This window comes from Vibrio sp. QJM3NY_26, assembly GCF_057786005.1.
In genome coordinates this window covers 1,523,863-1,548,936 of sequence record NZ_CM173515.1, presented here as the reverse complement: position 1 = coordinate 1,548,936, position 25,074 = coordinate 1,523,863, and the positions used below count along the sequence as shown (strand labels likewise).

The 25,074-nt window shown below is 44.2% G+C and carries 21 protein-coding genes; 5 read left to right on the top strand and 16 right to left on the bottom strand.

Features of this window, described 5'->3' with window-relative positions:
• Window positions 1–4: 4 nt before the first annotated feature.
• The 14 genes from AC3CH4_RS06925 to AC3CH4_RS06860 form a co-directional block, all read right to left on the bottom strand.
• Window positions 5–1,591: a cytochrome ubiquinol oxidase subunit I gene (locus AC3CH4_RS06925; protein WP_473577493.1), complete on the bottom strand. Its 1,587-nt coding sequence runs from the start codon at window positions 1,589–1,591 to the stop codon at window positions 5–7.
• A 157-nt stretch (window positions 1,592–1,748) separates the two neighbouring features.
• A complete protein-coding gene (locus AC3CH4_RS06920) occupies window positions 1,749–3,167 on the bottom strand; it encodes an aminotransferase-like domain-containing protein (protein ID WP_488543527.1) in 1,419 nt (472 codons plus the stop codon).
• Between the two features lie 213 nt (window positions 3,168–3,380).
• The gene (locus AC3CH4_RS06915; RefSeq protein ID WP_488543626.1) at window positions 3,381–4,847 is read right to left on the bottom strand and encodes a lytic polysaccharide monooxygenase; all 1,467 of its coding nucleotides are present in this window, start codon (window positions 4,845–4,847) and stop codon (window positions 3,381–3,383) included.
• Window positions 4,848–5,230: 383 nt separating this feature from the next.
• Window positions 5,231–6,676, bottom strand: a complete 1,446-nt coding sequence (gene gbpA, locus AC3CH4_RS06910; RefSeq protein WP_488543526.1) for an N-acetylglucosamine-binding protein GbpA — start codon at window positions 6,674–6,676, stop codon at window positions 5,231–5,233.
• Window positions 6,677–7,095: 419 nt separating this feature from the next.
• A complete protein-coding gene (locus AC3CH4_RS06905; RefSeq protein ID WP_488543525.1) occupies window positions 7,096–7,455 on the bottom strand; it encodes a DUF6559 family protein in 360 nt (119 codons plus the stop codon).
• A gap of 42 nt (window positions 7,456–7,497) precedes the next feature.
• A complete protein-coding gene (gene btuD / locus AC3CH4_RS06900) occupies window positions 7,498–8,256 on the bottom strand; it encodes a vitamin B12 ABC transporter ATP-binding protein BtuD (protein ID WP_488543524.1) in 759 nt (252 codons plus the stop codon).
• Window positions 8,243–9,238 (bottom strand): vitamin B12 ABC transporter permease BtuC, encoded by a 996-nt coding sequence (btuC, locus tag AC3CH4_RS06895; RefSeq protein ID WP_004734896.1) that lies wholly within the window; start codon window positions 9,236–9,238, stop codon window positions 8,243–8,245. The genes btuD and btuC overlap by 14 nt, the downstream gene beginning before the upstream one ends.
• A gap of 133 nt (window positions 9,239–9,371) precedes the next feature.
• Window positions 9,372–10,400 (bottom strand): succinylglutamate desuccinylase, encoded by a 1,029-nt coding sequence (locus AC3CH4_RS06890; RefSeq protein WP_065205363.1) that lies wholly within the window; start codon window positions 10,398–10,400, stop codon window positions 9,372–9,374.
• 277 nt (window positions 10,401–10,677) lie between these two features.
• Window positions 10,678–12,474: a M3 family oligoendopeptidase gene (locus AC3CH4_RS06885; RefSeq protein ID WP_488543523.1), complete on the bottom strand. Its 1,797-nt coding sequence runs from the start codon at window positions 12,472–12,474 to the stop codon at window positions 10,678–10,680.
• A 138-nt stretch (window positions 12,475–12,612) separates the two neighbouring features.
• Entirely contained in the window at window positions 12,613–13,230 is a 618-nt protein-coding gene (cobC, locus tag AC3CH4_RS06880; RefSeq protein ID WP_488543522.1) for an alpha-ribazole phosphatase family protein, read from the bottom strand.
• A 9-nt stretch (window positions 13,231–13,239) separates the two neighbouring features.
• Window positions 13,240–13,860: a bifunctional adenosylcobinamide kinase/adenosylcobinamide-phosphate guanylyltransferase gene (gene cobU / locus AC3CH4_RS06875; RefSeq protein ID WP_428783443.1), complete on the bottom strand. Its 621-nt coding sequence runs from the start codon at window positions 13,858–13,860 to the stop codon at window positions 13,240–13,242.
• 9 nt (window positions 13,861–13,869) lie between these two features.
• Complete coding sequence (locus AC3CH4_RS06870; protein ID WP_488543521.1) at window positions 13,870–14,676, bottom strand: adenosylcobinamide-GDP ribazoletransferase; 807 nt, start codon at window positions 14,674–14,676, stop codon at window positions 13,870–13,872.
• Window positions 14,676–15,749 carry a nicotinate-nucleotide--dimethylbenzimidazole phosphoribosyltransferase gene (cobT, locus tag AC3CH4_RS06865; RefSeq protein ID WP_488543520.1) on the bottom strand — a complete coding sequence of 358 codons (1,074 nt, stop codon included), beginning with the start codon at window positions 15,747–15,749 and terminating at the stop codon, window positions 14,676–14,678. Before cobT ends, AC3CH4_RS06870 begins: the two co-directional genes overlap by 1 nt.
• 44 nt (window positions 15,750–15,793) lie before the next feature.
• Window positions 15,794–16,405 carry a flavin reductase family protein gene (locus tag AC3CH4_RS06860; RefSeq protein ID WP_488543519.1) on the bottom strand — a complete coding sequence of 204 codons (612 nt, stop codon included), beginning with the start codon at window positions 16,403–16,405 and terminating at the stop codon, window positions 15,794–15,796.
• 664 nt (window positions 16,406–17,069) lie between these two features.
• Here AC3CH4_RS06860 and AC3CH4_RS06855 point away from each other — a divergent pair.
• Window positions 17,070–17,765 carry an NAD(P)H-binding protein gene (locus AC3CH4_RS06855; protein ID WP_488543518.1) on the top strand — a complete coding sequence of 232 codons (696 nt, stop codon included), beginning with the start codon at window positions 17,070–17,072 and terminating at the stop codon, window positions 17,763–17,765.
• A 184-nt stretch (window positions 17,766–17,949) separates the two neighbouring features.
• Window positions 17,950–19,323 (top strand): L-cystine transporter, encoded by a 1,374-nt coding sequence (locus AC3CH4_RS06850; RefSeq protein ID WP_488543517.1) that lies wholly within the window; start codon window positions 17,950–17,952, stop codon window positions 19,321–19,323.
• A gap of 122 nt (window positions 19,324–19,445) precedes the next feature.
• Here AC3CH4_RS06850 and AC3CH4_RS06845 read toward each other — a convergent pair whose 3' ends face one another.
• The gene (locus tag AC3CH4_RS06845) at window positions 19,446–19,838 is read right to left on the bottom strand and encodes a GlcG/HbpS family heme-binding protein (RefSeq protein WP_065205371.1); all 393 of its coding nucleotides are present in this window, start codon (window positions 19,836–19,838) and stop codon (window positions 19,446–19,448) included.
• A 9-nt stretch (window positions 19,839–19,847) separates the two neighbouring features.
• Window positions 19,848–20,858 (bottom strand): aldo/keto reductase, encoded by a 1,011-nt coding sequence (locus AC3CH4_RS06840; protein WP_488543516.1) that lies wholly within the window; start codon window positions 20,856–20,858, stop codon window positions 19,848–19,850.
• A gap of 132 nt (window positions 20,859–20,990) precedes the next feature.
• Between AC3CH4_RS06840 and AC3CH4_RS06835 the strand changes: the two genes are divergently transcribed.
• The 3 genes from AC3CH4_RS06835 (at window position 20,991) to AC3CH4_RS06825 (ending at window position 24,923) form a co-directional block, all read left to right on the top strand.
• A complete protein-coding gene (locus AC3CH4_RS06835) occupies window positions 20,991–21,878 on the top strand; it encodes a LysR family transcriptional regulator (RefSeq protein ID WP_114633395.1) in 888 nt (295 codons plus the stop codon).
• A 349-nt stretch (window positions 21,879–22,227) separates the two neighbouring features.
• Window positions 22,228–22,989 (top strand): YdcF family protein, encoded by a 762-nt coding sequence (locus AC3CH4_RS06830; RefSeq protein ID WP_488543515.1) that lies wholly within the window; start codon window positions 22,228–22,230, stop codon window positions 22,987–22,989.
• 464 nt (window positions 22,990–23,453) lie between these two features.
• Complete coding sequence (locus AC3CH4_RS06825) at window positions 23,454–24,923, top strand: aerolysin family beta-barrel pore-forming toxin (RefSeq protein ID WP_488543514.1); 1,470 nt, start codon at window positions 23,454–23,456, stop codon at window positions 24,921–24,923.
• The last annotated feature ends 151 nt before the right edge of the window (window positions 24,924–25,074 follow it).

Below are 25,074 nucleotides of genomic sequence, written 5' to 3'. Positions count from 1 at the left end.
CACCTTATTGTTGAACTTGTTGTGCCAATTTGGCTTCAAGCGATGTTGGATTTTGTTCATAGTGATAACGCCCCGTTTTTAAACTGCTTGGGCCTTTTTTAGCGACAGTGATCATCAAGTAGCTTTCAACAATAATAAATACTGTGTATAGGCTAATAATAAGCGCGAGAGACGTAAGCAGGTTTTCAACAGTTTGAGAAGAAGCGGCGACTGCAACAGGAAGAATTTCACCGACCGCCCACGGCTGACGACCATACTCCGCAACAAACCAACCCGCTTCGATTGCCACCCAAGGTAATGGAATTGACCAAAGTGCTGCCTTCAATAACCAAGGCTTTTGAGTAATGTTTTTTCGGTAGGTTTGTAAGAAAGCCGCGCCAAAGACAAACAACATAATGAAGCCACAACCCACCATGATTCTGAATGACCAGAACAAAGGCCACACAGTTGGGATTGAATCATCGGCTGCTTGTTGGATTTGCTGTTCGGTAGCATCAGTGACCGTATCGGTATAACGCTTGAGTAACAGTCCATAACCGAGGTCGTGCTTAGTTTGGTCGAAGGCTTGTTCTGTTTCATCAGACGTATCGCCCGCTCGCAAACGCTCTAGCAAGTCATATGCAATAATGCCGTTGCGAATACGGACCAGGTGCTGATCGCGCAAATCGTGTAAACCCGTCACTTGTTCATCCAGAGATCGCGTTGCAATAATGCCCATCACATAAGGGATTTTTACCGCGAAGTCGGTTTTACCTTCTTCTTGGTTTGGTAAACCAAATAATGTAAATGCAGCCGGTGCAGGCTCGGTGTGCCATTCCGCTTCAATCGCTGCGAGTTTTACTTTTTGGACATCACCCAGTTCATAACCAGATTCATCGCCAAGTACGATTACCGAAATGATAGAAGCTATTCCGAAAGATGCCGCCACAGCGAAAGAACGTTTTGCAAAGGCGATGTCTCGACCTTTCAGTAAGTAATATGAACTCACACCAAGGATAAACATCGAGCCACAGGTATACGCTGAGGCCACTGTATGCAGGAATTTAACTTGAGCGACAGGGTTGAGCACAACTTCGGCAAAGCTGGTCATTTCCATACGCATGGTTTGGTAATTGAACTCTGATCCAATTGGATTTTGCATCCAACCATTTGCAACCAAAATCCACAGTGCAGAAAAGCTCGAGCCCAACGCCACCAGCCAAGTCACTACAAGATGTTGGCGTTTCGATAGCCTTTCCCAACCGAAAAAGAATAAGCCGACAAAGGTGGATTCTAAGAAGAACGCGACAAGCGCTTCGATGGCTAAAGGTGCACCGAAAATATCGCCGACATAGTGAGAATAGTAAGACCAGTTGGTGCCAAACTGGAATTCCATGGTTAAACCTGTTGTTACGCCCAAAGCAAAGTTAATACCAAACAGCTTTCCCCAGAATCGAGTCATGTCCTGGTAAATTTGCTTGCCAGTCAGCACATAGATCGATTCCATGATCGCCAAAAGACAGGACATACCAATGGTTAAGGGGACAAAGAGAAAATGAAACATAGCAGTTAGCGCAAACTGCAAACGCGACAATTCAACAACATCAAACATTAAAGCTCCAAACATCATAATGATGGCTTTCATATTAAGAATTGGAGCGTATTTCAGCACAGTTCAAACAAACCAAACTAGAACAGATTGATTATTAAAAAACAGAACAGATGACTAGCAAAAAGGAACGGTGGGCGAAAACTTGGGTATCGATTATCTAAGCTTGTGATTCCATAACTTGAACTAACTTACCAAGTGTTTGAATCGCCGATGCTATTTTATCATCACATGCGTAGGAACAATTGAGGCGAATGTGGTGAGAGAACTTCTTATCACCACTGAAAATGATGCCCGGTGCAACAGAGATATTGTGTTCAAGGGCTTGTTCATACAATGTCTCGACACAGATCTTCGCCGACAGTTCGATCCATACAAAATAGCCACCTTGATTCTTATGGATTAGAGCACTCGATGGCAAACTTGTTTCTAGCAAAGCTATATGTTCCTTCTTCCTTTCATTCAAAAGTTTACGAAGTTTTTTAAGATGGTTGTCATAACTGTAAAACGTCAGGTAGTGAGACAGTCCAAGTTGGATAGGAATACTGCTTGAGAGCGTCGAAAGGTGCTGCAATCTCTGAATCTTTAACGCTTGTTTCCTTGCAACTACCCAACCGATTCGAAAGCCGGGCGACAATGATTTGGAAAACGAACCACACAACATGATTTGCTCGCCAGTGTCATAGGCTTTAGCGGGCAATGAGCTTTGATTACCGACGTGCAGTTCTCGATACACATCGTCTTCAATCATCGGGATCTTATGTTGATTCACCAACTCGGCCAATCGCTGCTTGTTGTTATCACTCATCGAATAACCCACTGGGTTTTGCGATTCTGTCATAAACCAGCACGCTTTGATGTCCATTGAAGCGAACACCGATTCCAACACATCTAAATCGATACCGGTTTCAGGATCGGTCGGGATCTCAACTGCCGTCAGGTTTAACCTCTCAATGGTCTGCAACACACCATAGAACGCAGGATACTCTATCGCGACTAAATCACCCGGCTCCGTGCAAGATTGCAGACATAAATTTAGGGCTTCCATCGCCCCAGAAGTGATCACAATATCGTCAGGCAGTACGTTCAAGCCTTGAACTTGATAACGTTGGGCAATTTGTCTACGAAGTGTTTCACTGCCTGGAGGTAAATTGGTGAGCATGCTGTTGTCGGGCATTTGGCGGCTGGCATTAGCTAAACTGCGTGACAATGCTTGATGGGGAAACAAAGCAGGATCTGGGAATGCCGAGCTAAGTGGAATAATGTTAGGGTCTTTGGCTCGTTGAAGTACATCGTAAAGCAGATCGCTGATTTTAACGGGATACGGCTTAATGACTTTTTGTTGCGCGTGTTCTGAGGTGAATACATTTCTACGCGGTAACACGAAATAGCCAGACTTAGGCTTTGAGCGCACATAGCCTTGGTCTTCGAGCTGTTGATACGCCTGCAGCACCGTCTCGATACTGAGTTTATAGCGCTTACATGCGTCTCTAATTGATGGGATCTTTTCACCACTCAGCCAGATGTTTTGTTCTATCTGATTCTTGATTGTATTGGCGAGTATCTGAGATTTTTTCATCAAAAAGTCTTTTCTATCTAATGTGCAAAAGATTACTAAACCGTGGATATTCGAAGTGCTCGGACATTCAGGTATAACAAAGCCCTACCCTAAACCCAATTACCTTTAGCGTCGACTTGTTTATTTCCCCCATAAGAAAAGGCACCACACTCATCAATCGAGTGTGGTGCCTTAGTTACATAGATACTTAGCTACTTTAGTTTAACTAGCTGACTAGTTAGCTGGACGCCACACGCCCCACTGATCATTTTCGTAGGTCGCTTTAGGGTTTGTGCCACCTTGGATCCACCACTGTGCTTTCCACGACTGATTTGAGTAAGTCACGACTTCACCGCCTAGGTAAGTTGCTGATGAGTCCCAAGTGCCTGGGTCTGGCGTAGGGTCAGGAGTCGGATCTGGATCCGGCGTTGGATCTGGGTCTGGTGTTACGCCACCGTCATCAGCAATCACTTCAAAAGTGAAGGTTTCAACACTCTCGCTTTCAATCGAGCTAGCCATAAACGATAGAGTTTCGTTTGCAGTGATGCCAGTGGTATCAACTACGATAGAAGCCGTGCCGTTATTTTGAATGCTTACTGAAGAGCCTTGTGTCTGAGTTAGATTTGCCGCTTCGCTTGTTGCAATCACAACTTTGTCGCCAGCATTCACTACGTTGTCACTCTTCACTAGCTCGTAGATGTCGCCTTTCAGTGGTTCAACACCACCGTCGCCACCATCAATCAGCGTTAACTGACCAGAAGCGCGGCTATCTTTTGAGTTAAAGAAGTTACGAGAAGGATCGTTTTGGAAGTACATGTAGTGCTGCATTTCAGCATGCCAGTCACCAATGAAGATCGCGCCATCCTTAAACTCTTCATGCCAGCCATTAATTTCTGAAGCCAACAAACGAGCCCAATCATTAACGTTTAAAGCGTCGATAGCGATGTCGAAGCTACGCGCTACTTCACCATACTTGTTGATTATGTCGTATTTAACCGTATCACCAATTTCTGGCGTACCAAACTGGTCAGAAACAAACAGGTCGCCACGGACTAGATCAGGCTCAGGACCTGGCTCTGGTGGAGGGGTTGTACCACCCGCGATAGTGATGTCAGAACAGTTGTAGAAGCCTTCACCCGCGGCATCGTCACGTTGCCAACGTACGTATAAGATTGCGTCGCCAGAGCGGTCTGAAGGAATCGTCACGTTGATACGGTATTTGCCACCGCTTACAGGTACATTCCCCACTTCTTGGATAAGATCTAAGTCCCCCCACGCTAGGCCTTTGCTCAGGTCTGCGTTTGGTTTCGTTAGGTAGAACTCCCAAAATGATGGGTTGTGCGGCGCAGTCGCGTTGAATACATATCCAAATGTACCAGTGCTTAGCTCGGTTCGAGTCCAACCAGTATGTGGTGCTCCCATGCCGCGTTTTTGTGAATCATTGGCATAACACAACGTGCCATCAGGAATCGCCGCTTTAACAGCATTGATGTTGTTGAAATCTTGGATATTTTTCGCGTACTCGTTACGTTGGACGAACGGGTATGAACCAGAAATATCTTTTGCTTGAGCACATGCAGCGTTAGGCGGCGTACCCGACCAAACTCCACCCTGCTCGTAACACGTGTTCTGACGTGCGCTTGGAAACTCAGACCAACCATGAGCATTTGCCACTGACGGCACACTCGATAGCATAGCCATACCTACTGCTATTTTAAGAATATTATTATTTGTTGTTTTCACTTTCCCACTCTCTATTATTTTACCCTGAACACAACATCAATTGATCACTTATCAATCAAAATCGCACTTCGAGGGTTTATAGTTTTTGTTTGAAGAACAACGAAAAATATATACGTCAATTTTATCAATAACAGCGGGTTTTATATTGATAGGAATCAGAATCACACAACTCAAACAAATGCATTGTAGATAGATGATGTTGCTTCGAATTATTGGATCTCAGTATTCCGTCTTGATTGAGGAAACAATATTCAAAGTGAATAAAAAAACGGCTTAATGATTAAGCCGCTTTGGAGTTTGTATATCGAATAGAAACTAGAGCCTAGTCGATTAATGGAATATTAATCTAACTTTTTCCACTGCTGTTCAACCCAATTAGGGTCAATTGCAATTCCTGGTAAATAATCTTCGTTGTTACATTCTGCCGCCCATGGGCCGTAACACTGATAGACTCCCTCACCTTCAAATAAAACGATGTCTCCATCCACATAGCTACCAAAACCTTCTGGGTAAACATAATCATGTTCAGGCGGTGGTGTGCCAGCTTCAACCAAATGGAAGTTCAACGTCTGTTGCCCTACCAACTTGTCTTCACTGTTTTTCACACTCACGACTAACATGTGGTGCCCAGCTTCTGATTTGGATAAAGGCAGTGCTACCGATTTTGACGAATCATCCTCTACTTCACCACTCCAGTGCGCCAATGACTCTCGGCTATGGTTATACACCGTCAACTCAGCTTTAGCATCACCTTCGGCCACCAGTGTTAAGTCTAGAACTGTTGCCTCTTCACCAATTACGTATTCAGACTCTAACCCTTCAACCGTGAGTGATGTGTTTGGTTCCGGCACTTCAACATCGTAGCCTATTTCTACGCTCTGAATACCACTGTCTGTATTAACGTATATCGGGTTTACGCCATAAATTGGAGCAAAGCCGTTTTCACTCAACACGCCCGACTTAATATTCTTACGTTCTTCATTTACTTTGGTCGCTAATGCTTTGGACCAGTTTTTTGATTGGCCAGCTTCGCTGTCAGTAATATCAAGACGAGTACTTAGTGCAGCGTTTTCGCCAGAACCATCAAACACACGCGTATATACCGCGTCGCCTTCTTTCAAATTGATCGTAGGAATTATCTGACCTGCTTTTTCCCAACCCGGAAGTTGAGAATCATCGCCATCAAACACCACATCAATCGCGTTATAGAATGCTTTGTCTGTGTCACCGACATCCCAAACAGCCAAGATGACATGGTAACCTTCTCGCACAGGTACATCACAGGTATGAGTAGCAGTGTATTGTGTCATATCTCCGTGACCATCAACCTCACAGAAAGGTGTTAGGTCAAAGGCTGCTCGTTCCAATGGTTCATTCTGATCCCATCCTTCTTTCGTGATGTAATACTTGAAACCAGCCGCTATGTGGTTAGCCCTAAATGTCCATTCAAACTCTTGAGAGCCCGCTTCGATTGGGCGTTTCTGCCAGCGCTCAGAAGTTTGTTCATCTAAGTTTCTTGCCATTGCTATTTCTGCACTGGCAATGTAACCATCGGCAGGCCCGCCTTCTGGGAAACCGTCAAAACCTTCTACACTTTGTGGCTCATACTGTATATCGCCACAATCCATGTTCTTCGCCTGGCCTTCAGAATCTACTGAGTGGCACAAAGCGACACGGCTTATGATGTTCCCATCATCATTTAATGACACAAAACCGTGTGCCATTGCACCACCACAGACCGTAGACAAAGCGATTGCTAAAGCTGTTTTCTCGATTTTTATTCTCATAACCATTCCAAATTAAAGACGTTATTTGCCAAGCCGCAGGCTACTTGTATTGTCCTGCTGGCTGATTTGACTTTCTTGCATGAACCGACAACCACACTTCAATAATCGTTACTTAGCTCGAAGATTAATAAAGTGAGTGCATATCGTTCAATTTGAGCATGGGTGATGAAGATTGGATTATTTAGTCAATAAACCTAATTGATACTCACAAAGATGACATGAGGTGGAAGGTGGCTTATATATATGAAAAACATGAGGTTTACCCAGAAAACAAATGACGCAGTTACTTGTTGTTAAAAGGATTTTAGGCTTGTTTGATAGATGGGTTTTAACAAATAGAGAGTTTTTGAAAAGGAGCTTCTCGTCAAAATAACGATTTTAACGAGAACAATAAAGGAAGAAATAAGTGGTATCAGGCTTTAATAACGGCTATGCATGCCCATGCGATGTGACATGTCGTCGTCCATACGACCGCCCTTCCAGCCGCTTCCCCCCAAGAGGTTGAGCACATCACGCGCGGTGTAATTCTCGCCGCCGAAGAAGTCATTAGACACATCATTACGTAACAGCTGGATAGTGGGAGCCAATTCAACATCAAGATCTTGTGGATCCGCAAACAAAGACAATGCGATTTGTTGCTGGCGTTTACTTAGTTCATGAGCGCTGGTTTCAACTTGTCCGATAGAGAAAAAATCGCGGCTTCCGTAACTCTTTACCATCTTTGCAGACAGTAGCTTAATAACCTTTTTAATCCTTCGTCGCTGAATATATCTAAACATATTTTATCCCTTTACTCACTCGTCTTTAACCCAATAATCCGCTTAACCAAACAACAGATAAGTTTGATTATCGACTGAAATACTTTTGACTTCAGTGTTAAATACGGACTCTAGCTGCTCAGGTGTAAGCACTTGTTCTGCACTGCCAGAAGCTTGTAGAACGCCTTTGTCGAGCAACAATACTTGGTCGGCATGTCTTAAGGTCCGGTTCAGATCGTGGTTTGCCATGATCACCGCAATGCCTTTTGCAGCTACTCGTTCAATGAGCTTGTATAACAAGGCTTCTTGAGCAATATCTAACGGAGCTGCGGGTTCGTCGAGGATCAGCAGCTTGGCGTAAGGATTAAGCATCGGCCAGATTTGTAGGCACATTCCTGCCAAACGGACGCGTTGCCATTCACCACCAGACAGTGTCTGAATTGAACGATGAAGTTTGTCTGTGATGTCCAACATCTGGCTTATTTCGTCCAAAGCTGCGTTAATTTCAGTATCAAGGCCGTGTGATGAACTTGGTAATGAGAGCGCGAGATATTGGAACACTTCTAAGTTGAAGGCAGGCCTTGCGCTTTGACACAGATAAGCGCGGTGTAATGATAAGTCTTGTAACGACAACACAGATAAGTCTTGTCCATCAAGATTGATATCACCTATATAGCCATCGCCAACGCCAGATATCGCTTCGAGTAAGGTACTTTTACCACTGCCATTAGGACCGATGACATGAGTCACCTGCCCTTGCTTGAGCTCAAATGATAGTGGTAATAGACGAGCGCCGACGCTCAGGCTCTTAATTTGAATCATGATTTTTAATTAACATCCAAATGAAGATAGGCGCACCGATACTGGTGGTCATCACACCCAAGGGTAGTTCTGCTGAATCCAATAAAGTTCTTGCACAGATATCAGCAAATACAAGCAATGCTGCACCAGCAACGGCAGACAAAGGAAGAAGGTATCGGTTGTCAGTACCAATCGCTAAGCGCAACAAGTGTGGCACAACCAAGCCAACAAAGCTGATCACGCCGCCTAAGGCAACCGCGCAGCCGACTAAAATAGACACAGCGAAGATCAAGCGCCAGCGTAATCTCGGAACGTTCACGCCTAACTGTGCAGCATGAGTCTCGCCAATCATTAACTTATCTAGCTTACTACCTTGCAGGCACAACCAAATAATTACGGGGATCATCACTAAAGTGAGCGAGTGTTGATACCAAGTAACGCCACCTAAGCTGCCCATCAGCCAATACATCAATAAGCGTAGGCTGAGGTCATCACTAAAGTAGAAAGCCCATGTCACCATCGCGCCAGAAAGAATACCTAGCGCCACGCCCACCAGCAATAATTTGGCCGTAGTCAGTCGCATCGTTTTGACCATGCTCACCAGAATAACGGTAAAACAGAGTGAGCCTAAAACGGCGGCAATCATGAACAGTTCTGGAGTAGGAGCAAACGGCAAGAAGAACAGTACAATAACCATCGCCAAACTTGCGCCACCAGAAATGCCGAGCACACCTGGCTCTGCTAATACGTTACCCAATAAGACTTGTAAGCTTGCGCCAGATACAGCTAACCCTGCCCCGATCGCAATCGCTGCTAATAATCGAGGTAAGCGTAAATCAATCAGAAGTTTTTGTTCTAACGTGGACAATGTGCCCAGAGGGGAAATGAAAAGATCGCCAACCATTAGGTAAATCGCACTCAGCGCGACAAGCAGTGCTGCCATCAGATAAATGGCTCGGGTCCATTTGCGCTGTTTTTGGTGAAGAAGTTGTTGGAAATCCATATCAAGCTACTTTGAAATTGTTCGCGTAACCTTACCTGTATCCCTAAATAAACTCAAGGCTCACACCGTAATGTGAACCTTGATATTTCAACCAGTTGAGTAGTTGTTTTAGTCGATTAAACCCGACTCGGTATTAATCGTACACAAGCTGACCGTGGTCGAATCGCGTTTCAACTTCGCACACCATTAAGGCCGCTCGTTGACCGATAGCCACGTTTCGATTCGGGAATACCACGGCTTCGTTTTCATTCTTCGCCATCAATGGCTTATCACCATCATGACCAAATACTTCACCGTGCTTGAACGCGGTAAAGTTCTCTACAGAATCAGAGAACATGAAATCAAAGTCATCGTGCAAACGAACAATAGTGCGGCTCACACGATACATGATAGTTCGCTTAGGCAGATGCTCAGGCTCAGCTTCAGCAATCAAGTTACGCATTGCCAAATCAAAAGCAGTGAGCTTATCAAGTTGGTTCTCACCAATTTTCGCGACCTGACCCAATTCCATTGTCAGTGCTTGCGCTTCAAAGTTTTCAGCGCTGTACCAACTGAAGGTGCTCGTTGGTGCATTAGAAAGCAACACAGCTTCAACGTGGGCACTGTTGATGAAATCGAAAAGCTCTTTATTACGTACTTCGTGGCGAACCTTAGGGCTCACCGCGAACGAGTAATGCTTAGACAAACGGATTGCGCAGTGCAGATCTAAGTGCCAACGAGTGGCAGGTACCGTTTCCTTGTAAAACTCAGTAACCAAGAACTTCAAGTTCTTCGCGATATCCACTTCTCGATTACTCTCGTGCTGTTTTTCATCAAACAGACGGTTCATATTCACATCAAGAAAACGAGTATGCGCATTGGTTGCTTCTGGGTGAGCAATGATGAACAAACATCTTGCTGTCACTACTTGGAAGCCTGTTTCAATATCCTCAATGAGCTTATCAATCAGCTCCATTGGTGAAGTTTCGTCGCCATGAACACCTGTTGAAAAGATGATGTTCTTGGTTTCAGAATTATACTCAGCGGGAATCACTTCCAATACACCGCGTTGATGAAGCTTAATTTGAACACCGTTACTCAGTACGGTCTGTCCTGCAACCACTTCTTGCTCAAGATCTAGGCTGTCAAAAAGAAATGATTGGCGAAAGAGGGTCTTCGTCATGCGTTACTCCTTAATTGCACGGCCGTATGTTAATAAATTGTACATAGAAATTGTGTTGCTAGGATCGCACTTATCAATAGAAACTCCGTTATCACTCACAAATACTACCCATATATTTTTGTATTACCTGCTGATTTTACTAACCGACATCTGTTCCAAATAACTTTTTCTATTTAAAGCAATTTTGGTTGTCTCAGCTTTTCTCAAGTCATGTCTGCAAGATAAGAGCCACGTAAGCTAACACAGCTCTTACCTGCCATGAACAGATTGAGATCAATTAATCTTCCTGATCGAGCAATCTTTCAAATTCATCGATTTGAACTTTGACCATATCGATGCTTTGTTGCCAAAAATCAGCTTGAGTCAGGTCCATTCCTAAGTGCTTCTGAACGACTTCTTCCGCCATCATGCTGCCCGTATCACGAAGCAATGACACGTAATCGCCGTAGAATTGTTCACCTTTCGCATCGCGCTGAGCGTAAACACCTTTACTGAACAGATAACCGAACAGGTATGGATAGTTATAAAAGCTCACTTGAGAGATGCTGAAGTGCAACTTGCTCGCCCAGAAATAAGGGTCGGCTTTTGTCATTGCATCGCCGTACCACTCTTTCCAAGTTGTTTCCATCAAGTCACAAAGCTGCTGAGCCGTGAGCTCGCCTTTTTCACGCTGCTCGTAGAAGGCTTTCTCAAACTCAAAACGAACGGGAATGTTCACCATTAATGCCAAAGAAGAAGAAAGCTCTTCCCACAGCATTTCAAGTTTCTCATTGCGTGTTTGTGCTTGTTGTAACAAGTGGTCACGAACGATGTTTTCAGCGAAGATTGAAGCGGTTTCTGCTAGCGTCATTGGGTAGCGAGTTTGACACAACGGCATGTCTTTCATTACCCAGTTATGGAATGCGTGGCCCAACTCGTGTGCCAGTGTCATTAAGTCAGAGCGACTGCCACTCCATGTCATGAACACAAGTGGCGTGCGTGTCGCGGCAAACTTAGTGCAGTACGCGCCTAAACGTTTGTTGGCTGCAGGCGCGGCATCAATCCAACCGTTCTCAACCATTAGTGCGACAAAATCTGCCATCTCTGGATTGACTTCGGCAAAGGCAGTTTTGATCACTTCGATCGCTTCATCAAATAGGTAAACCTTAGATTCGCTGTCACCTAGTGGCGGCATCGCAGCTAAGTGATTCCATGGCTTCATTTCGTCTAAGCCGTGCACTCTAGCCATCAACAGGCCTGCTTTCTGGCCTACTGCTCGATTTGCCTTTGCTACCGACATCATGGTGTCTAGCGTTTCTGGCACAATGCGGCTGCCGTGTAGGCTTGGATCTAGGAAATGTACGTCGCTTATCTTCGAGCGCTTTTTGTTTTCAGTCAGTCGCCAACCCGCCAATGCGTTTAGGATCGAAGCAAAAGACTCTTGATGCGTCTTCATTGCGCCTTGAACGGCGCGCCATGCCGGTTCTTGTTTGTCGAATTCGCTGCCGTACAACAAACTCGCCGCTTGAGAAAAGCCTAGAGCTTCGTCTTCGCCGTCTAGCTTTAGCGACAGCTTCAAAGAACCGGTTAGGTTATCGTATAAACGACCCCATCCATCACGGCCATCAACCTTCATCGCCGCTAATAACTGCTCTTCAGCAACACTGAGTCGACTGCTTGATAACTTACGTGAGCTTTCGATAGCAAAGCGTTGCCCTGCAACATCCGCGCTCTCATGCTCTAATACTGCATCAATAAATTCTGGTTCTGCGTGAATTAGCGTGTCTTCGTAAGGGCTGAACGCTTGAGACATTTCAGAGTTCAGCTTCGCTACACGACCAAGTAGTGCTTTGGCTTCTGTGTGCGTCGCGTCTACCGATGCGTGGCAATTAGCGAAGGTGTTGATCGTGCTCAGTAACGTGCCTGCCGCTTCAGAAGTTTGAATGGCGTTTTGCATCGCTAGGATAATATGACGCTTTTCAACATGCAGGTACAACAGTTCAATACACTGTTGAATCAGTTCGATGTCTTGTTCGATTTTTGCATCATCAAGATCGCGATAAGCAATGCTTAAATCCCAACTTGGAGTTGTCATGACTAAATTCCTTTCACGTAGGTAGTAATACCAATCTGGTATAGCGACTGTAAACGCCGCTTTATACTTCTATTTATATTTCTATTTCTATCTACAGTTCTAATAGATTGTTAATTCTTAAACTGTGTTTTTGAACACTCAGAGAACAGGCAACCCTATCGATTTCACGCTGATAAAACTCTGCGCAAACTGAGTGACTTGAATATGGGTTATCGACGCATTCTCAATCGAGAGCTTCGAGTACAAGCTCGGGTTTTTCCAATCAATATCAAGGCAATGCGCTAATAACATTCGAATTACGCCACCATGAGTAACCAGCAATAGATTATCACTTGGATCATTCAAAAGTTGCGACCAAGCTTGAGTTACTCTGTTATGGAAGCTCTGTAAACTTTCCGCACCAGTCAGTTGATGATTTGCGGGATCTTGCCAGAAAGTGTCTAGCATCGCCCACTTGTCTTCAAGTTCATCAAATGCGACCCCGTCAACTTCACCAAAGTTCATTTCTTGGAAATCTGGTGCAACAGACAGAGGCACCGACATGCGTTGTGCATATAGGTTTGCCAAGTCACTGCATCGTCTTAATGGTGAGGTAATAACACCATCGAACGCGACATCGTTCTGAGCCAACGCATCATAAATCCGCTGTTGAATATTTGGATTAACCAACACGTCAGATAAACCATTCAGTGCTGCTTTCCCTTCAACCTTGCCGTGTCTCAGCAAATAGATGTTTTTGGTTGTTCCATTGACCATGTGCGCGACCTAACCCTGAGTATCAAGCGATTGATTAGATGGTTTTAAGTGCAGTGGCAATCCTGCGGAGATCAACGTAACTCGTTCGACAACGCGAGCCAATGCTTGGTTCATTCGCCCCGCATTGTCGACAAACAAGCGCGACACTTTACCCAGCGGCACCACACCTAAACCGACTTCGTTAGAGACCATGATAATTTGCGCTGGGCTTTGCTCTACGCTTTTGACCAAGACTTCAACCACGGCTTCAACCTGGTCATTGGTTGCATCATCACCCAGTTCAAAGATGATGTTGTTCAACCACAATGTTAGGCAGTCAATCAGCACCACATCGTCTTTCTCAAAAGACTGAAGTGTTTCGGCTAACTCGACGGGTACTTCATGCTCAATCCACTGCTCGCCACGACGTTGTTGATGGTGAGTGATTCGTTCTCGCATTTCATCATCAAGATATGTCGCTGTCGCAATATAATTGAGGCGTCCATTTGAACATGCTTCAAACGCACATAATGCTTGTTGCTCTGCAAAACTCGACTTGCCAGAACGAGCCCCGCCCAATACCAGATGGCTGTTTCGCTGACTTGCTTGATTAATTTGATTAGCTTGAATAGTTTGATTTGTGTTTGTCATAGGAAACCGTTATCGAAAGCCATTGTAAAATGCAGTAATGAATACAAGGTAGATCAGTAACTCCATCAACTGTTGAGCTGCCCCCAAGCAGTCGCCGGTAAAGCCGCCAATTCGAGCCGTTAACCACTTTCTGAAACCAGTTCTGAACAGATAGGCGACGACAGATAAAACCAAAGCGAGTTCAACACCAAACCACAGGCTTGGCAGAACGCCAACAAGCAATAGAAAGACAAGTTCGCCCCTAGTTTGCTTATTGGCCAATGGCTTACTTTTACTGGTATCTAAATCGCTGACATAGGGCATGTCATAGATAAGTGAAGCAGCAATTGCACGGCTAAAGGTATAACTGGTAACGATAACCATAAACAAGGCTGTCATGTTAACCAGTTCATTCAATAGCACCCACTTGCCAAGCAGAGCCATAACCAGTGCAGACGCGCCATAAGTGCCAATTCGGCTGTCTTTCATAATGGTCAAACGGCGTTCTAAGGTCATGCCGCCGCCAATACCATCCACCATATCGGTTAAGCCGTCTTCATGAAAAGCACCAGTAAGCATCAAGCTAAAACTCATCATCAAAAAGATCGCCACCGCACTCGGCAATATGGCATCAAGTAGCAAGAACACACCGCCACAAAGAACACCAAGTAACAAACCAACCGTTGAAAAGTAGCGCCCAGAACGATTCATTCGCTCTGATGAATAGGGCGTGTTCTTCGGCATTGGCAAACGAGAAAAGAAGCCTATTGCCAGCGCAAACAGCTCCCACTGATAAGTAACTCGATCTTTCAACGATCTTTCTGGTGCATCACTCATTAAACAGTGACTCCTGCACTTTCGAAACTCGCCATGTTGTTATAGAACTCGGCTGCCGCACGAATAATGGGCATAGCTAGCGCAGCACCAGTGCCCTCGCCTAATCTCAATCCAAGATCGAGCAGAGGCTCAGCGTCTAGCAATTCTAATAGAATTTTGTGCCCTGACTCTTCAGAGCGATGAGCAAAGATCATGTAATCACGGCAACTCGGTTCAATTAAAGTCGCGACATACGCTGCAACCGATACGATAAAACCATCGACTAATATTGGTGTTCTGTTCTGGTAAGAGCCAAGGAAAGCACCGACCATTTGAACGATTTCATAACCGCCGACCTGAGCTAGTACCTCTTTAATATCTTTAAGATCTGTAAGCTCTTTAACTTCTTTAACTTCTTTAAGCTCTAAACCTTTGCAACGCGCAACACCTTGCTCAACCACAGCCACTTTACGTGCAAGCTGTTCATTGTTGATGCCAGTGCCTAGGCCGACACACTCCGCTGCAGCACGATTCGATAATGCACTTAAGATCGCTGATGCGCTGCTGGTATTACCGATGCCCATTTCACCAAACATGATGATATTGGTGCCATTCAAAATGGTTCTAGATACAAGCTCTGTACCCAGTTCAATGCCACGTTCAACCGTTTCTAAGCTCATTGCCGCTTCATTGGCAAAGTTATTGGTTCGCGTACCCAAGCGCTGAGAGATTAACATGTCACTGTCAGATTCCACAGGCAACAATATCCCCGTGTCGACTACCGTGATATCGATATTATTCACCGCACAGAAGCAATTGATCGCCGCGCCACCGCTTAAGAAGTTCAACACCATCTGCTGTGTTACGGCACTTGGAGCAATACTCACACCTTCATCTGCTATGCCATGGTCGCCAGCAAAAATGATGATACTTGGCTTATTTAATTCGATGTGTTCAACCGCAGCTTCTTTGCCTTGGCTCTGAATCAATGCCAATTGATGAGCGACTTTTTCTAGTAAGCCAAGCGCACCGAGCGGTTTAGTTTTTTGGTCAATTCGGTGTTGGATGTACTGTGAGTATTGGGTATCTAACATAGTTTTTAAAAACGCTTATTCTGGGTATGTTAATTTAGGATTGGCTATTTTGGGCGAGCAACAGAGAACACATTAGAAAGCGTCGCGTATTCACCACCACCAAGTCTCGACAGTGGATCCAATGCCAGCGCATCAATCTTAAGACGTTCACTCTCTTTATCGATCACGTCTTCGGCAATGTACACGGTTTCGACTTGAGCAAAGATAAGGCTTTGCGGCACCTCTCCAACTTCTTTTACTTCGTACAAGATGCAGCCAAAAGCGACCGCGCACTCTTTTACTCTCGGTAAAGAAAAGCCCTCAAATTCAACTAGCTCAATATCATTCGCGGTGACTTCAGAATCACCATGATCGAGAGTGGCTGCTGTTGCTGTCATTGTTTCGGCAGAACTTGAAGAAGCAATGTGAATCACTAGCTTACCCGTTTCTAGGGCATTACGGGTGGTATCTTTGATTTCGCCCGATGGCTTCTTTCCGACCGACAACATCAGTAGCGGCGGATTGCTAGAAACAGGCGTGAAATAAGAGAAAGGCGCTAGGTTGTACTCTTGTTCAGAAGATTCCGTCAATGCCCATGCAATAGGCCTAGGCACAACAGTTTGTGTCATCAGGTGATAAATCTGAGTAGGAGCAAGAGTATCAAGCTTGAGGTTCATAGCACGTCCTTGGTCTATGTGAATTACGACTCAGTTTACGTGTTAAGCAATGCTGTATCTATGCCTAATCAATAGAAACCGTAGAGAGTGTTCTTAATTTAAACAGATCTCGCTGAGTTTTTCTCAAATTGACAATCAAATTGACGAACCCTAAAACACAAACAACACTGATAATAGATTTATCAATAACTTACATTTTGGCATCGTTTATGCTTTATCTAAAGTACTTATTAATCTCTCCATTGATAAGTACCCATACAGTGAATGCCCACAACACTGACGCTACACAAAGAAAGACAATCGATTGAAAGACAAAACAAAATAACGATTTAGGAGGTGTAATGATTCCAAATTCAAGTAAAAGAAAACCAAATAAATCAAGTAAGAAAACCAGCAAAAAGGTAAGGAAAATCCCACTATCCTTCACCTAGAGAGCAGCAAAGTAAGTAACAAAGCCCGTCGCCCAGCGGGCTTTGTTATTTTTAACATCTTAGTTATGTTTGACGCCGTACTTATGCGTCAAGCCAAACTAAATCATCTCTTTTTCCATATACCGGTGACTCCCCACACACTACTGACCACTCGTTTAACAAACTTTTATTCGCTTAAAATTCAAACACTGTTTATATTAAACAAGCACTTGTGGAGTGAATAAGGGATTAGAATGAGCATTGCTGGAGACAAAACATCGGTTGTTGTGGCTGGTGCAACAGGGCTAATTGGTCATCATGTGATGAGACAGCTCATTGATGAGCCCGCGGTCGACAATATCTATGCGTTATCCCGAAAATCACTCCATGCACAATTTGACTCCAATAAACTCCACACACTCATTCATAATGACCTGCAAGTCACGAGTTGGGATGATACGAATGCGACGCCTAAACTTGGCGTTATCTGCTTAGGTACGACTAAGAAAAAGGCAGGATCAAAAGAAGCACTTCGCAAAGTCGATGTTGAATTGGTTAGCCAGGTTGCACAGTCGATGAAGTTTCTTGGGGTACAACGCGTTGCCGTTGTTTCGAGCTATGGCGCTTCACCAGATTCTTATTCACACTACCTTCGTTGCAAAGGGCAAATGGAGCAAAACTTAAAACGCATTGGCTTCAAGCAGCTTTTCATCGCACGTCCGGGGCCGCTGGTTGGTGAACGTGATGAACCAAGAGCCGATGAAAAACTCCTGCAAAGCATCTTTCCTTTAGTCTCTCCCTTTATGTTTGGTCAGTTCAAAAACCTACGCCCTATTCAAGCGGAAGACGTCGCGAAGGCAATGTTGTTCCGATTATTCGAAAATAATTTTAAAAATACCGAAATTTACTCGTCAAGTGACATGCTCAATTTATTGGCAAAATATCGCTAAAAAGCTCACCTATTCATCACAATGTTGAATATCCACCCATCCCATTGAGTGGATATTACTAATCGTTCTAATAAATTACTTTTCCTTATTTTACGTTTTGTAACAGAACGTTATTTTAGCAGCAGTACTGACACCTATACATCTAGGTGCTTAATTGATTTAGAGTTATTCATAAGGAAAACAAATGTCATTTTCAGCTATCGCTGCCTTAGCGGTATTCACTGGTATCCTCTTTTTTCTCTACGGACAGCAGAAAAAAGAAAACACACTTTCTCGCCTCGTTTTACTTGGTTTAGTTTTTGGTAGTGCATTTGGTCTTGGTCTACAGCTGCTATTTGGTGAAGGCAATCCCATCATCAAAGAGACGCTAGACTGGGTAAACATCGTTGGTCGTGGTTACGTTGGATTGCTTAAAATGGTAATCATGCCATTAGTCTTGGTTTCAATGATTGCGGCTGTAGTGAAGCTTGAAAAAGGCGGTTCACTGGGCAAGATTTCTGGTATCACTATTTCAGTATTACTCGCCACAACAGCGATCTCTGCGATTGTTGGTATTGCAGTGGCGCAAGCATTCGGCCTTTCTGCTGAAGGCTTAACAGAGGGCGCTCGTGAAACAGCTCGTATTGCAACACTAGAAAGCCGCATGGGAAGTGTTTCAGACCTAACCATTCCACAAATGCTGGTTAGTTTCATTCCGACCAACCCGTTTGCAGATCTAACGGGCGCTCGCTCTACGTCTATCATTGCGGTTGTTATCTTCGGCGTTCTAACAGGTATTGCTGCTCGTAAAGTAATGGCTGAGAAAGAAGAGCTCGAATCACCGATCCGTACTATCGTTGACGCTGCGCAATCTATCGTTATGCGCTTAGTTAAGATGATTATGGCACTCACGCCATACGGCATCGCTGCGTTAATGGCGAAAGTTGTAGCAACATCAAGTGCTTCTGACATCCTAAGCTTACTGGGTTTCATCGTTGCTTCTTACGTCGCAATCATCCTGATGTTTGTTGTCCACGGTGTGTTAGTCTCTTTTGTTGGTGTAAACCCGAAAGAGTACTTCCAAAAGATCTGGCCTGTCCTAACGTTCGCTTTCACTTCACGTAGTTCTGCTGCAACGATTCCACTGAACGTTGAAGCTCAAATCACTAAGCTAAATGTTCCACCAGCGATTGCTAACCTGTCTGCTACTTTCGGTGCGACGATTGGTCAGAATGGTTGTGCGGGTATCTACCCTGCAATGCTAGCAGTCATGGTTGCGCCTACGGTTGGTATCGACCCAATGGACATCAACTTCATTCTGTCTCTAATTGCTATCATTACAGTGAGCTCATTCGGTATCGCGGGTGTGGGTGGCGGTGCAACGTTCGCGGCACTTATCGTGCTACCCGCTATGGGGCTTCCAGTAACGATTGCAGCACTGCTTATCTCTATCGAACCACTTATCGATATGGCACGTACAGCGCTTAACGTATCTGGTGCAATGACAGCCGGTACGATCACAAGTCGCCTATTGGGTAAGAAAGACAAGCAACAGGATCTAGAACAAGCGAACGCTTAATGGATTCAATTGATTCAATTGATTCATTAACTTGAGTCTCGTTAAACAAAAAACCGATGCACATGCATCGGTTTTTTATTATTTGTCGTTTCTAGCTTCAGTTACTTCACAAGCAACAGCGCTTAGAGCACTCGTTGGATCACTTTTTCGGCGAGCGATTCATCGTCATCTTCACTCAATCCACTGATGCCAATTGCGCCAATCACCTGCCCCTTTATCTCAATGGGAACACCGCCTTTAAAGCCAGTGATCTTTGAGTCGGTCCAGTAACTTAAGTCTTTACCAGTTTCTCTCGCCCAAACACCTAAGTTACCACTTGGCTGCCTGTCTCTTGCAGACGTATAAGCTTTGTTCTGTGCTAACAACCCGGCTTGTACGCTCACATTATCCATGCGAATAAACGCCAATAACTCTCCGTGCGTATCACACACGCTCACCGCAATTGCTTGTTGATGATGCTCAGCAATATCGAGAGCGTTAGACACCAATTGTTGTGCGATCTTTTGATTCAACATGTTCATTCCTTATGGTAGTGCTTGACCACGTGAGTACACGTATAAGTTGTACCACTCTTCACGAGACAGGTTTATCTGAGTCGCTACTGATGAAGCTTTGATTCGCTCTAGGTTTGTGGTGCCAATAACAGGTTGGATACGAGCAGGGTGACGAAGCAAAAATGCCAACACAATCGCTTCACTTTCTACCCCATATTGGTTCGCTAACTGAGCCACGTAGTGCGCCGTCTTTTTCACGTTTTCATGTTCTGAATACAAACCTTGCTCAGCAAATCGACCTTGTGCCAAACAGCCCCAAGCTTGCAGTTGGATGTTATTCATTTGGCAATGTTCTAGTGTGCCTGCGGCGAAATCTGATTGATGATGCCCTTGCGAGTTAATCATCACCCCATCATTCAACCAATCCAGCTTGGTTAAGCTCATCTCAATTTGATTCGCGACAATGGGCTGCCCGAGCGCAGATTGCAGGTACTGAATTTGATGGCTGTTCATGTTCGACACACCAAAGAAATCGACCTTACCTTGCGCTTTTAAGTGCTCTAACGCTCTTGCCAGCTCATCGAGTTCCATCAAAGGATCAGGGCGATGTAATAACAGCACATCGAGTTTTTCTGTATGCAAACGATTCAAGATGCCGTCTACCGATTGACCAACCCAATCAGCCGAGAAATCATAACGACCAACATTCCCCTCGCCTTCAAAACGAATCCCACACTTAGATTGAATGAACATCTGATCACGTAATTCAGGAGCTTGCTGTAATACTTGACCAAAGGCTTGCTCAGCTTTGCTGAAGGTATAGATGTCCGCATGGTCGAATAAATTAATACCCGATTCTAATGCTGTGTCGATTACGCTTCGTGTTTGAGCAACATCCGCACTTGTCACTAGATTATCATTCCAGCCACCACCTAACCCCATGCAGCCATAGGCAACTTGGCCAACATTCGGCAAATAATTTGATAACGGGATACTCTTTTTCTCATTCGTTTTGTTTGTAGATTCAATGCTGTTCGTCATATCGATTCTCGCTTAGAAGATTTGCTGACCAGAAATATGCTTCTATCATATTGTTCTTTTAAGAAAACAGAATATGCTAGTTACGAAATGATTGTTTGATATGACGAACAATAGATAGGTAGGAACGCGCAAATGAACGAACACAAAAGAATAGAACGACTGATCCTGTTTGTAGAACTTGCTCAGCAACTCAACTTTACCAAGGCAGCCGAAAAGCTCGGTATCTCTAAGAGCTACCTTTCTGAGCAGATCAAACGTTTAGAGAACGACTTACAGTGCCCGCTTTTGGTCAGAACCACACGCAGTGTTCGTTTAACCCAAGAAGGCGACCGCGCGTTACAACAAGGCTTAACGATTCGCTCGCAAGTCTTACAGCTTGAACGCAGCGTTTCGGAGCAACATGACATCGTAAAAGGTCTATTACGCCTCACTGCGCCAAAGATGTTTACTGAGGTATATCTATTCGATATCTGCCAACAGTTTAGGCAACAATACCCTGAGATCCGCTTCGAGATAAACAGTAGCTACACCAACTTTAATCTCAACCAAGATGATATCGATATCGCGTTTCGCGCCACCAATACGCCACCTGACAACATGGTGGCGAAACACTTGATTAGCTATCAGCATGATTTAGTCGCGACTCCCGGCTATCTTGATCAGTTTGGCCGCCCCAACAATGCCAACGACTTAAATGACCATCAATGCTTAGCAACGCTGCACCAAACCGAGTGGCCTTTAAAATCGGCAAATATTGATGTGTCCGGCTGGCTTTCAAGTAATGACAACCACTTACTTAAGCAACAAGCTATGGCTGGCAGTGGCATCATCCGTATCGCAAGTTATTACGTCGCAAAAGAGGTCGAGCTTGGAGAATTAGAGCAAGTGCTGCTTGATGAATGCCTGCAACAAGGCAACAGTATTTACCTTTTTTATCCGCAAGTTATTTATCCTGCAAAGAAACACCAAGTGTTCGTTAAATTTGTTCAGCATTACTTTGAAAACTTGAGAGCTTTATAATTTGGTAGTTTGGTAGTTTGGTAGTTTGGTAGTTTGGTAGTTTAAGAATACGAGAGCTGAGTTAACGAGTTGAAGAAATGGCAACCGATGAACATATAAATTATATAACACGAAATAAGGTTTAATTAACTTTCTTGATTTATATACCTATATTTAGAATGGGATTATCGAACAATAATAAAGCGATTTTTTTCGAATGCTCTCATCGATGATTGTTCTTGATAGAAAGAAATCGTGCATTTGTTCAATAATACAATGAGTTATCTATGAATGATTAACATAACTGATATATGATGCGACGCTTCAATATGCTACATCAGCTTGGCACCAGTTCGATAACAGGATCCTCATGAGCTTTATTATACTATTACTTATTCTGCTGTTCGTTGGCATCACACGCTTACTTCAATGGCGTAAGACCTCTTATTTTTTGTTCCTTGTTCTTATCTCGTCATTTGCGTTGATTGGTTCAGGTCTAATTCCTCGTTACTTATTAAACGACCTACAGGCCGATTATGAAGGTAAACCTGACATTCAATGGTCTTCAAATAACGCAATTGTTCTACTCGGTGCTGGCACTCAGTTAATCAAAAGTACTAGCGAATTCGAGCCGACCTTCTTCTCTTACGGAAGAATCAATGAAACCGCTAGCCAATATAAAGATTGTGCGAAAGCTCAAACCACATGCAAAGTGATCATTAGTGGTGGCGATGCACAAAATAATGGTGTAACTGAAGCAGAAGTTTATCAACAACAATTGCTGAGACTTGGCGTTCCAATACGTGACATCATTCAAGAGCCAAATAGCGTAAACACTTGGAAGAATGCACAGCTCACTAGTGACCTAATGAAGCATCATAAATTCGATAACATTGTGTTAGTTTCGTCTGGCCTGCATATTCGTCGCAGCGAGCTCTACTTCAACCACTTCGGCTTAAATGTTATTCCAGTAAGAGCCGATTATATGGCAGCTCAAGTTTCGTGGTTGCCACTATGGTACAACTTTGCGGTCACAGATTTTGCTTTGCATGAACAGATAGGCTTTGCTCGTTACAACATCTACAACTTTATGGGTTGGAACAGTAAACGCGAACAGCCAGGTGATGCTTAAACACGTTCAATTGAGTTAACTAGAGCCATATAAAACAAAGATGCAGCAACAACCGAAAGGTTATTGGCTGCATTTTTTGATCCTGCCTATCACAACACCATTTCTTATTCTCATTTACGTCTGTTCTTGCCGTTCGGCAACCATTCCTGCTAGCTAATCACTCAGCCAATTTTCCAAATAGCAGGCTACGAAAATATAAACGTTCAACAATCAACCACCTAATATTTTGATAGTTGAAACTAATTGAAAACAATCGCAATAATCCTTTATAAAACAACAATTAAATCAACATAACTAGCTGATAATTATAAGCATTTATTTTCAATTCATTTCAGTACTTTTGGCTTTGTTTTATATGACAAAGTACTCGCCGCTAGGGGCCCTCGGCTTCACAATAATATAAATACAATTTAATAATCGATTCTAATAAAAATAGCCAGAAAATGGCATTTAGGAAATTATTCATGCTTAACGTCAGTAAAACCATGCTATTCAGCGCTGCCCTATCTTTAATACCCTTTACGGCTCATTCAAAGATTTACTCTGACCAAATCGTCTTAGATAAACTCGGCGACGATAGTTGCCGTTCAGACTATCGCCCGCTGAATAAGTTTGAGGCTCAAGAACATAAAACGGCTCTTATCTCTCGTATGAACGTGTGGGAGATTGCTGGTCTTCAAGACGATTGGGTGATCATGGGTTCGGGCTATCACGGGCTCATCAAACAAGGACAAGCGACCGACAACACTTGGTGTTATCCAAACTCGCCGGATGCTGGTCTCCCTTACTACGATGAACAAGCCATTCAAGAGAACCATAACCTTGAGGTTCAAAGAGCTTTAATCAGCGACAATGCTAGCTTTATCAGGCCATTAAGTTACTTGGCCCACAACCTTGGCTTTGCGTGGGTGGGCGGTGACAATGGCCGCTATGTAGGCCAAGACATGTCCGTCAAACAGCTTAATAATGGCTGGGAGATCAAAGGGAATAGTGACGGAAGCTGCACCAACAGTCGTTGTGACGAAAAAACAAAAATCACAATCGATGACTTCTCTTACGTACTCGATAACACTGCGTTTTGGCACGGCTCGGTAGAAGAAACTAACCAAGAGCTGGTCAACACCCTTACAGCTTATGCTATTAACAAGACTGATCAGCCGAAACAAATCGTCGTTGACCTTCATTTTAAGCAATCAACACAATGGAGTAAAACACAGCGCTTCGACCTTGCTGATTCAGTCGTCATTGATGAGACCTTTCATTGGCCGCAAGTTCGAAAAACAGAGGTAAGAGTCGTGCTAGAAGAAGGCCAGCGCTTCTCTGATACCAACAGTGGCTCTCGCTTTGAGCCGACCGACCTACAAGCCATCATCACTGTACCAGCGAACTCAGTACTTCCCTTTCAGGTTGAGTTCTTGCGCTCTACCATTTCATACCCGTACCGTATCAAAACGAGCATGAGTTACGACGTGAACTTCACAGGTTTCCTCCGTTATAGCGGCAATGCGCTAAGCTCCCACCCAACAAACCGCCCTACTGTCTCGCACACCTTTACGATGGGCACCAACAGCGAAAAGCAAGCCAATATTCGCTACCAATGGGACCATCGCTATATACCTGGTGAAATGAAATGGTGGGACTGGAGTTGGGCAATCAACACGAATGGGCTGAGTAGCATGCAATATGCCGCAGGTGCCAGTGTGCGACCGTTCTACTCTCACGTGTCTGGTCAATTCAGTGCTGAATCTCAATATTCAGGGATGATAGATATCGGCGCTGAGCATTCTGTTGATTCATTCGATACAACGACGTTCAACAATCACGAAACCTACTACGCGGGTGATATTAAAATAGTGACTGATTTCAACCCTGACACTTTCGCTCAACTTGGGTATCTAGATGCTCAACTTGTGATTAACCCTGTGCAGCAGTAAGCAAACTCATATTCCCCAATCTAAGTTCACCACACTGGTGGTGAGCTTTTTGCAACCCCTCAATCAAAAAAGCCAAAACACTCCTGCGTATCGGCACCCAAACGAGGCTCTTGTTTATGGGTGAACCTTTATCTCGATAAATACGGCCAGC

Excerpts from the sequence above, each read along its gene's own strand:
- AC3CH4_RS06925 (WP_473577493.1), bottom strand. The coding sequence starts at position 1,591 with ATGTTTGATGTTGTTGAATTGTCGCGTTTGCAGTTTGCGCTAACTGCT.
- AC3CH4_RS06890 (WP_065205363.1), bottom strand. The coding sequence starts at position 10,400 with ATGACGAAGACCCTCTTTCGCCAATCATTTCTTTTTGACAGCCTAGAT.
- btuD (WP_488543524.1), bottom strand. The coding sequence starts at position 8,256 with ATGATTCAAATTAAGAGCCTGAGCGTCGGCGCTCGTCTATTACCACTA.
- AC3CH4_RS06915 (WP_488543626.1), bottom strand. The coding sequence starts at position 4,847 with ATGGCTATGCTATCGAGTGTGCCGTCAGTGGCAAATGCTCATGGTTGG.
- AC3CH4_RS06835 (WP_114633395.1), top strand. The coding sequence starts at position 20,991 with ATGAACGAACACAAAAGAATAGAACGACTGATCCTGTTTGTAGAACTT.
- AC3CH4_RS06855 (WP_488543518.1), top strand. The coding sequence starts at position 17,070 with ATGAGCATTGCTGGAGACAAAACATCGGTTGTTGTGGCTGGTGCAACA.
- gbpA (WP_488543526.1), bottom strand. The coding sequence starts at position 6,676 with ATGAGAATAAAAATCGAGAAAACAGCTTTAGCAATCGCTTTGTCTACG.
- AC3CH4_RS06885 (WP_488543523.1), bottom strand. The coding sequence starts at position 12,474 with ATGACAACTCCAAGTTGGGATTTAAGCATTGCTTATCGCGATCTTGAT.
- AC3CH4_RS06845 (WP_065205371.1), bottom strand. The coding sequence starts at position 19,838 with ATGTTGAATCAAAAGATCGCACAACAATTGGTGTCTAACGCTCTCGAT.
- AC3CH4_RS06830 (WP_488543515.1), top strand. The coding sequence starts at position 22,228 with ATGAGCTTTATTATACTATTACTTATTCTGCTGTTCGTTGGCATCACA.
- cobT (WP_488543520.1), bottom strand. The coding sequence starts at position 15,749 with ATGTTAGATACCCAATACTCACAGTACATCCAACACCGAATTGACCAA.
- cobU (WP_428783443.1), bottom strand. The coding sequence starts at position 13,860 with ATGACAAACACAAATCAAACTATTCAAGCTAATCAAATTAATCAAGCA.
- AC3CH4_RS06850 (WP_488543517.1), top strand. The coding sequence starts at position 17,950 with ATGTCATTTTCAGCTATCGCTGCCTTAGCGGTATTCACTGGTATCCTC.
- AC3CH4_RS06840 (WP_488543516.1), bottom strand. The coding sequence starts at position 20,858 with ATGACGAACAGCATTGAATCTACAAACAAAACGAATGAGAAAAAGAGT.
- btuC (WP_004734896.1), bottom strand. The coding sequence starts at position 9,238 with ATGGATTTCCAACAACTTCTTCACCAAAAACAGCGCAAATGGACCCGA.
- AC3CH4_RS06920 (WP_488543527.1), bottom strand. The coding sequence starts at position 3,167 with ATGAAAAAATCTCAGATACTCGCCAATACAATCAAGAATCAGATAGAA.
- AC3CH4_RS06860 (WP_488543519.1), bottom strand. The coding sequence starts at position 16,405 with ATGAACCTCAAGCTTGATACTCTTGCTCCTACTCAGATTTATCACCTG.
- AC3CH4_RS06905 (WP_488543525.1), bottom strand. The coding sequence starts at position 7,455 with ATGTTTAGATATATTCAGCGACGAAGGATTAAAAAGGTTATTAAGCTA.
- cobC (WP_488543522.1), bottom strand. The coding sequence starts at position 13,230 with ATGGTCAATGGAACAACCAAAAACATCTATTTGCTGAGACACGGCAAG.
- AC3CH4_RS06825 (WP_488543514.1), top strand. The coding sequence starts at position 23,454 with ATGCTTAACGTCAGTAAAACCATGCTATTCAGCGCTGCCCTATCTTTA.
- AC3CH4_RS06870 (WP_488543521.1), bottom strand. The coding sequence starts at position 14,676 with ATGAGTGATGCACCAGAAAGATCGTTGAAAGATCGAGTTACTTATCAG.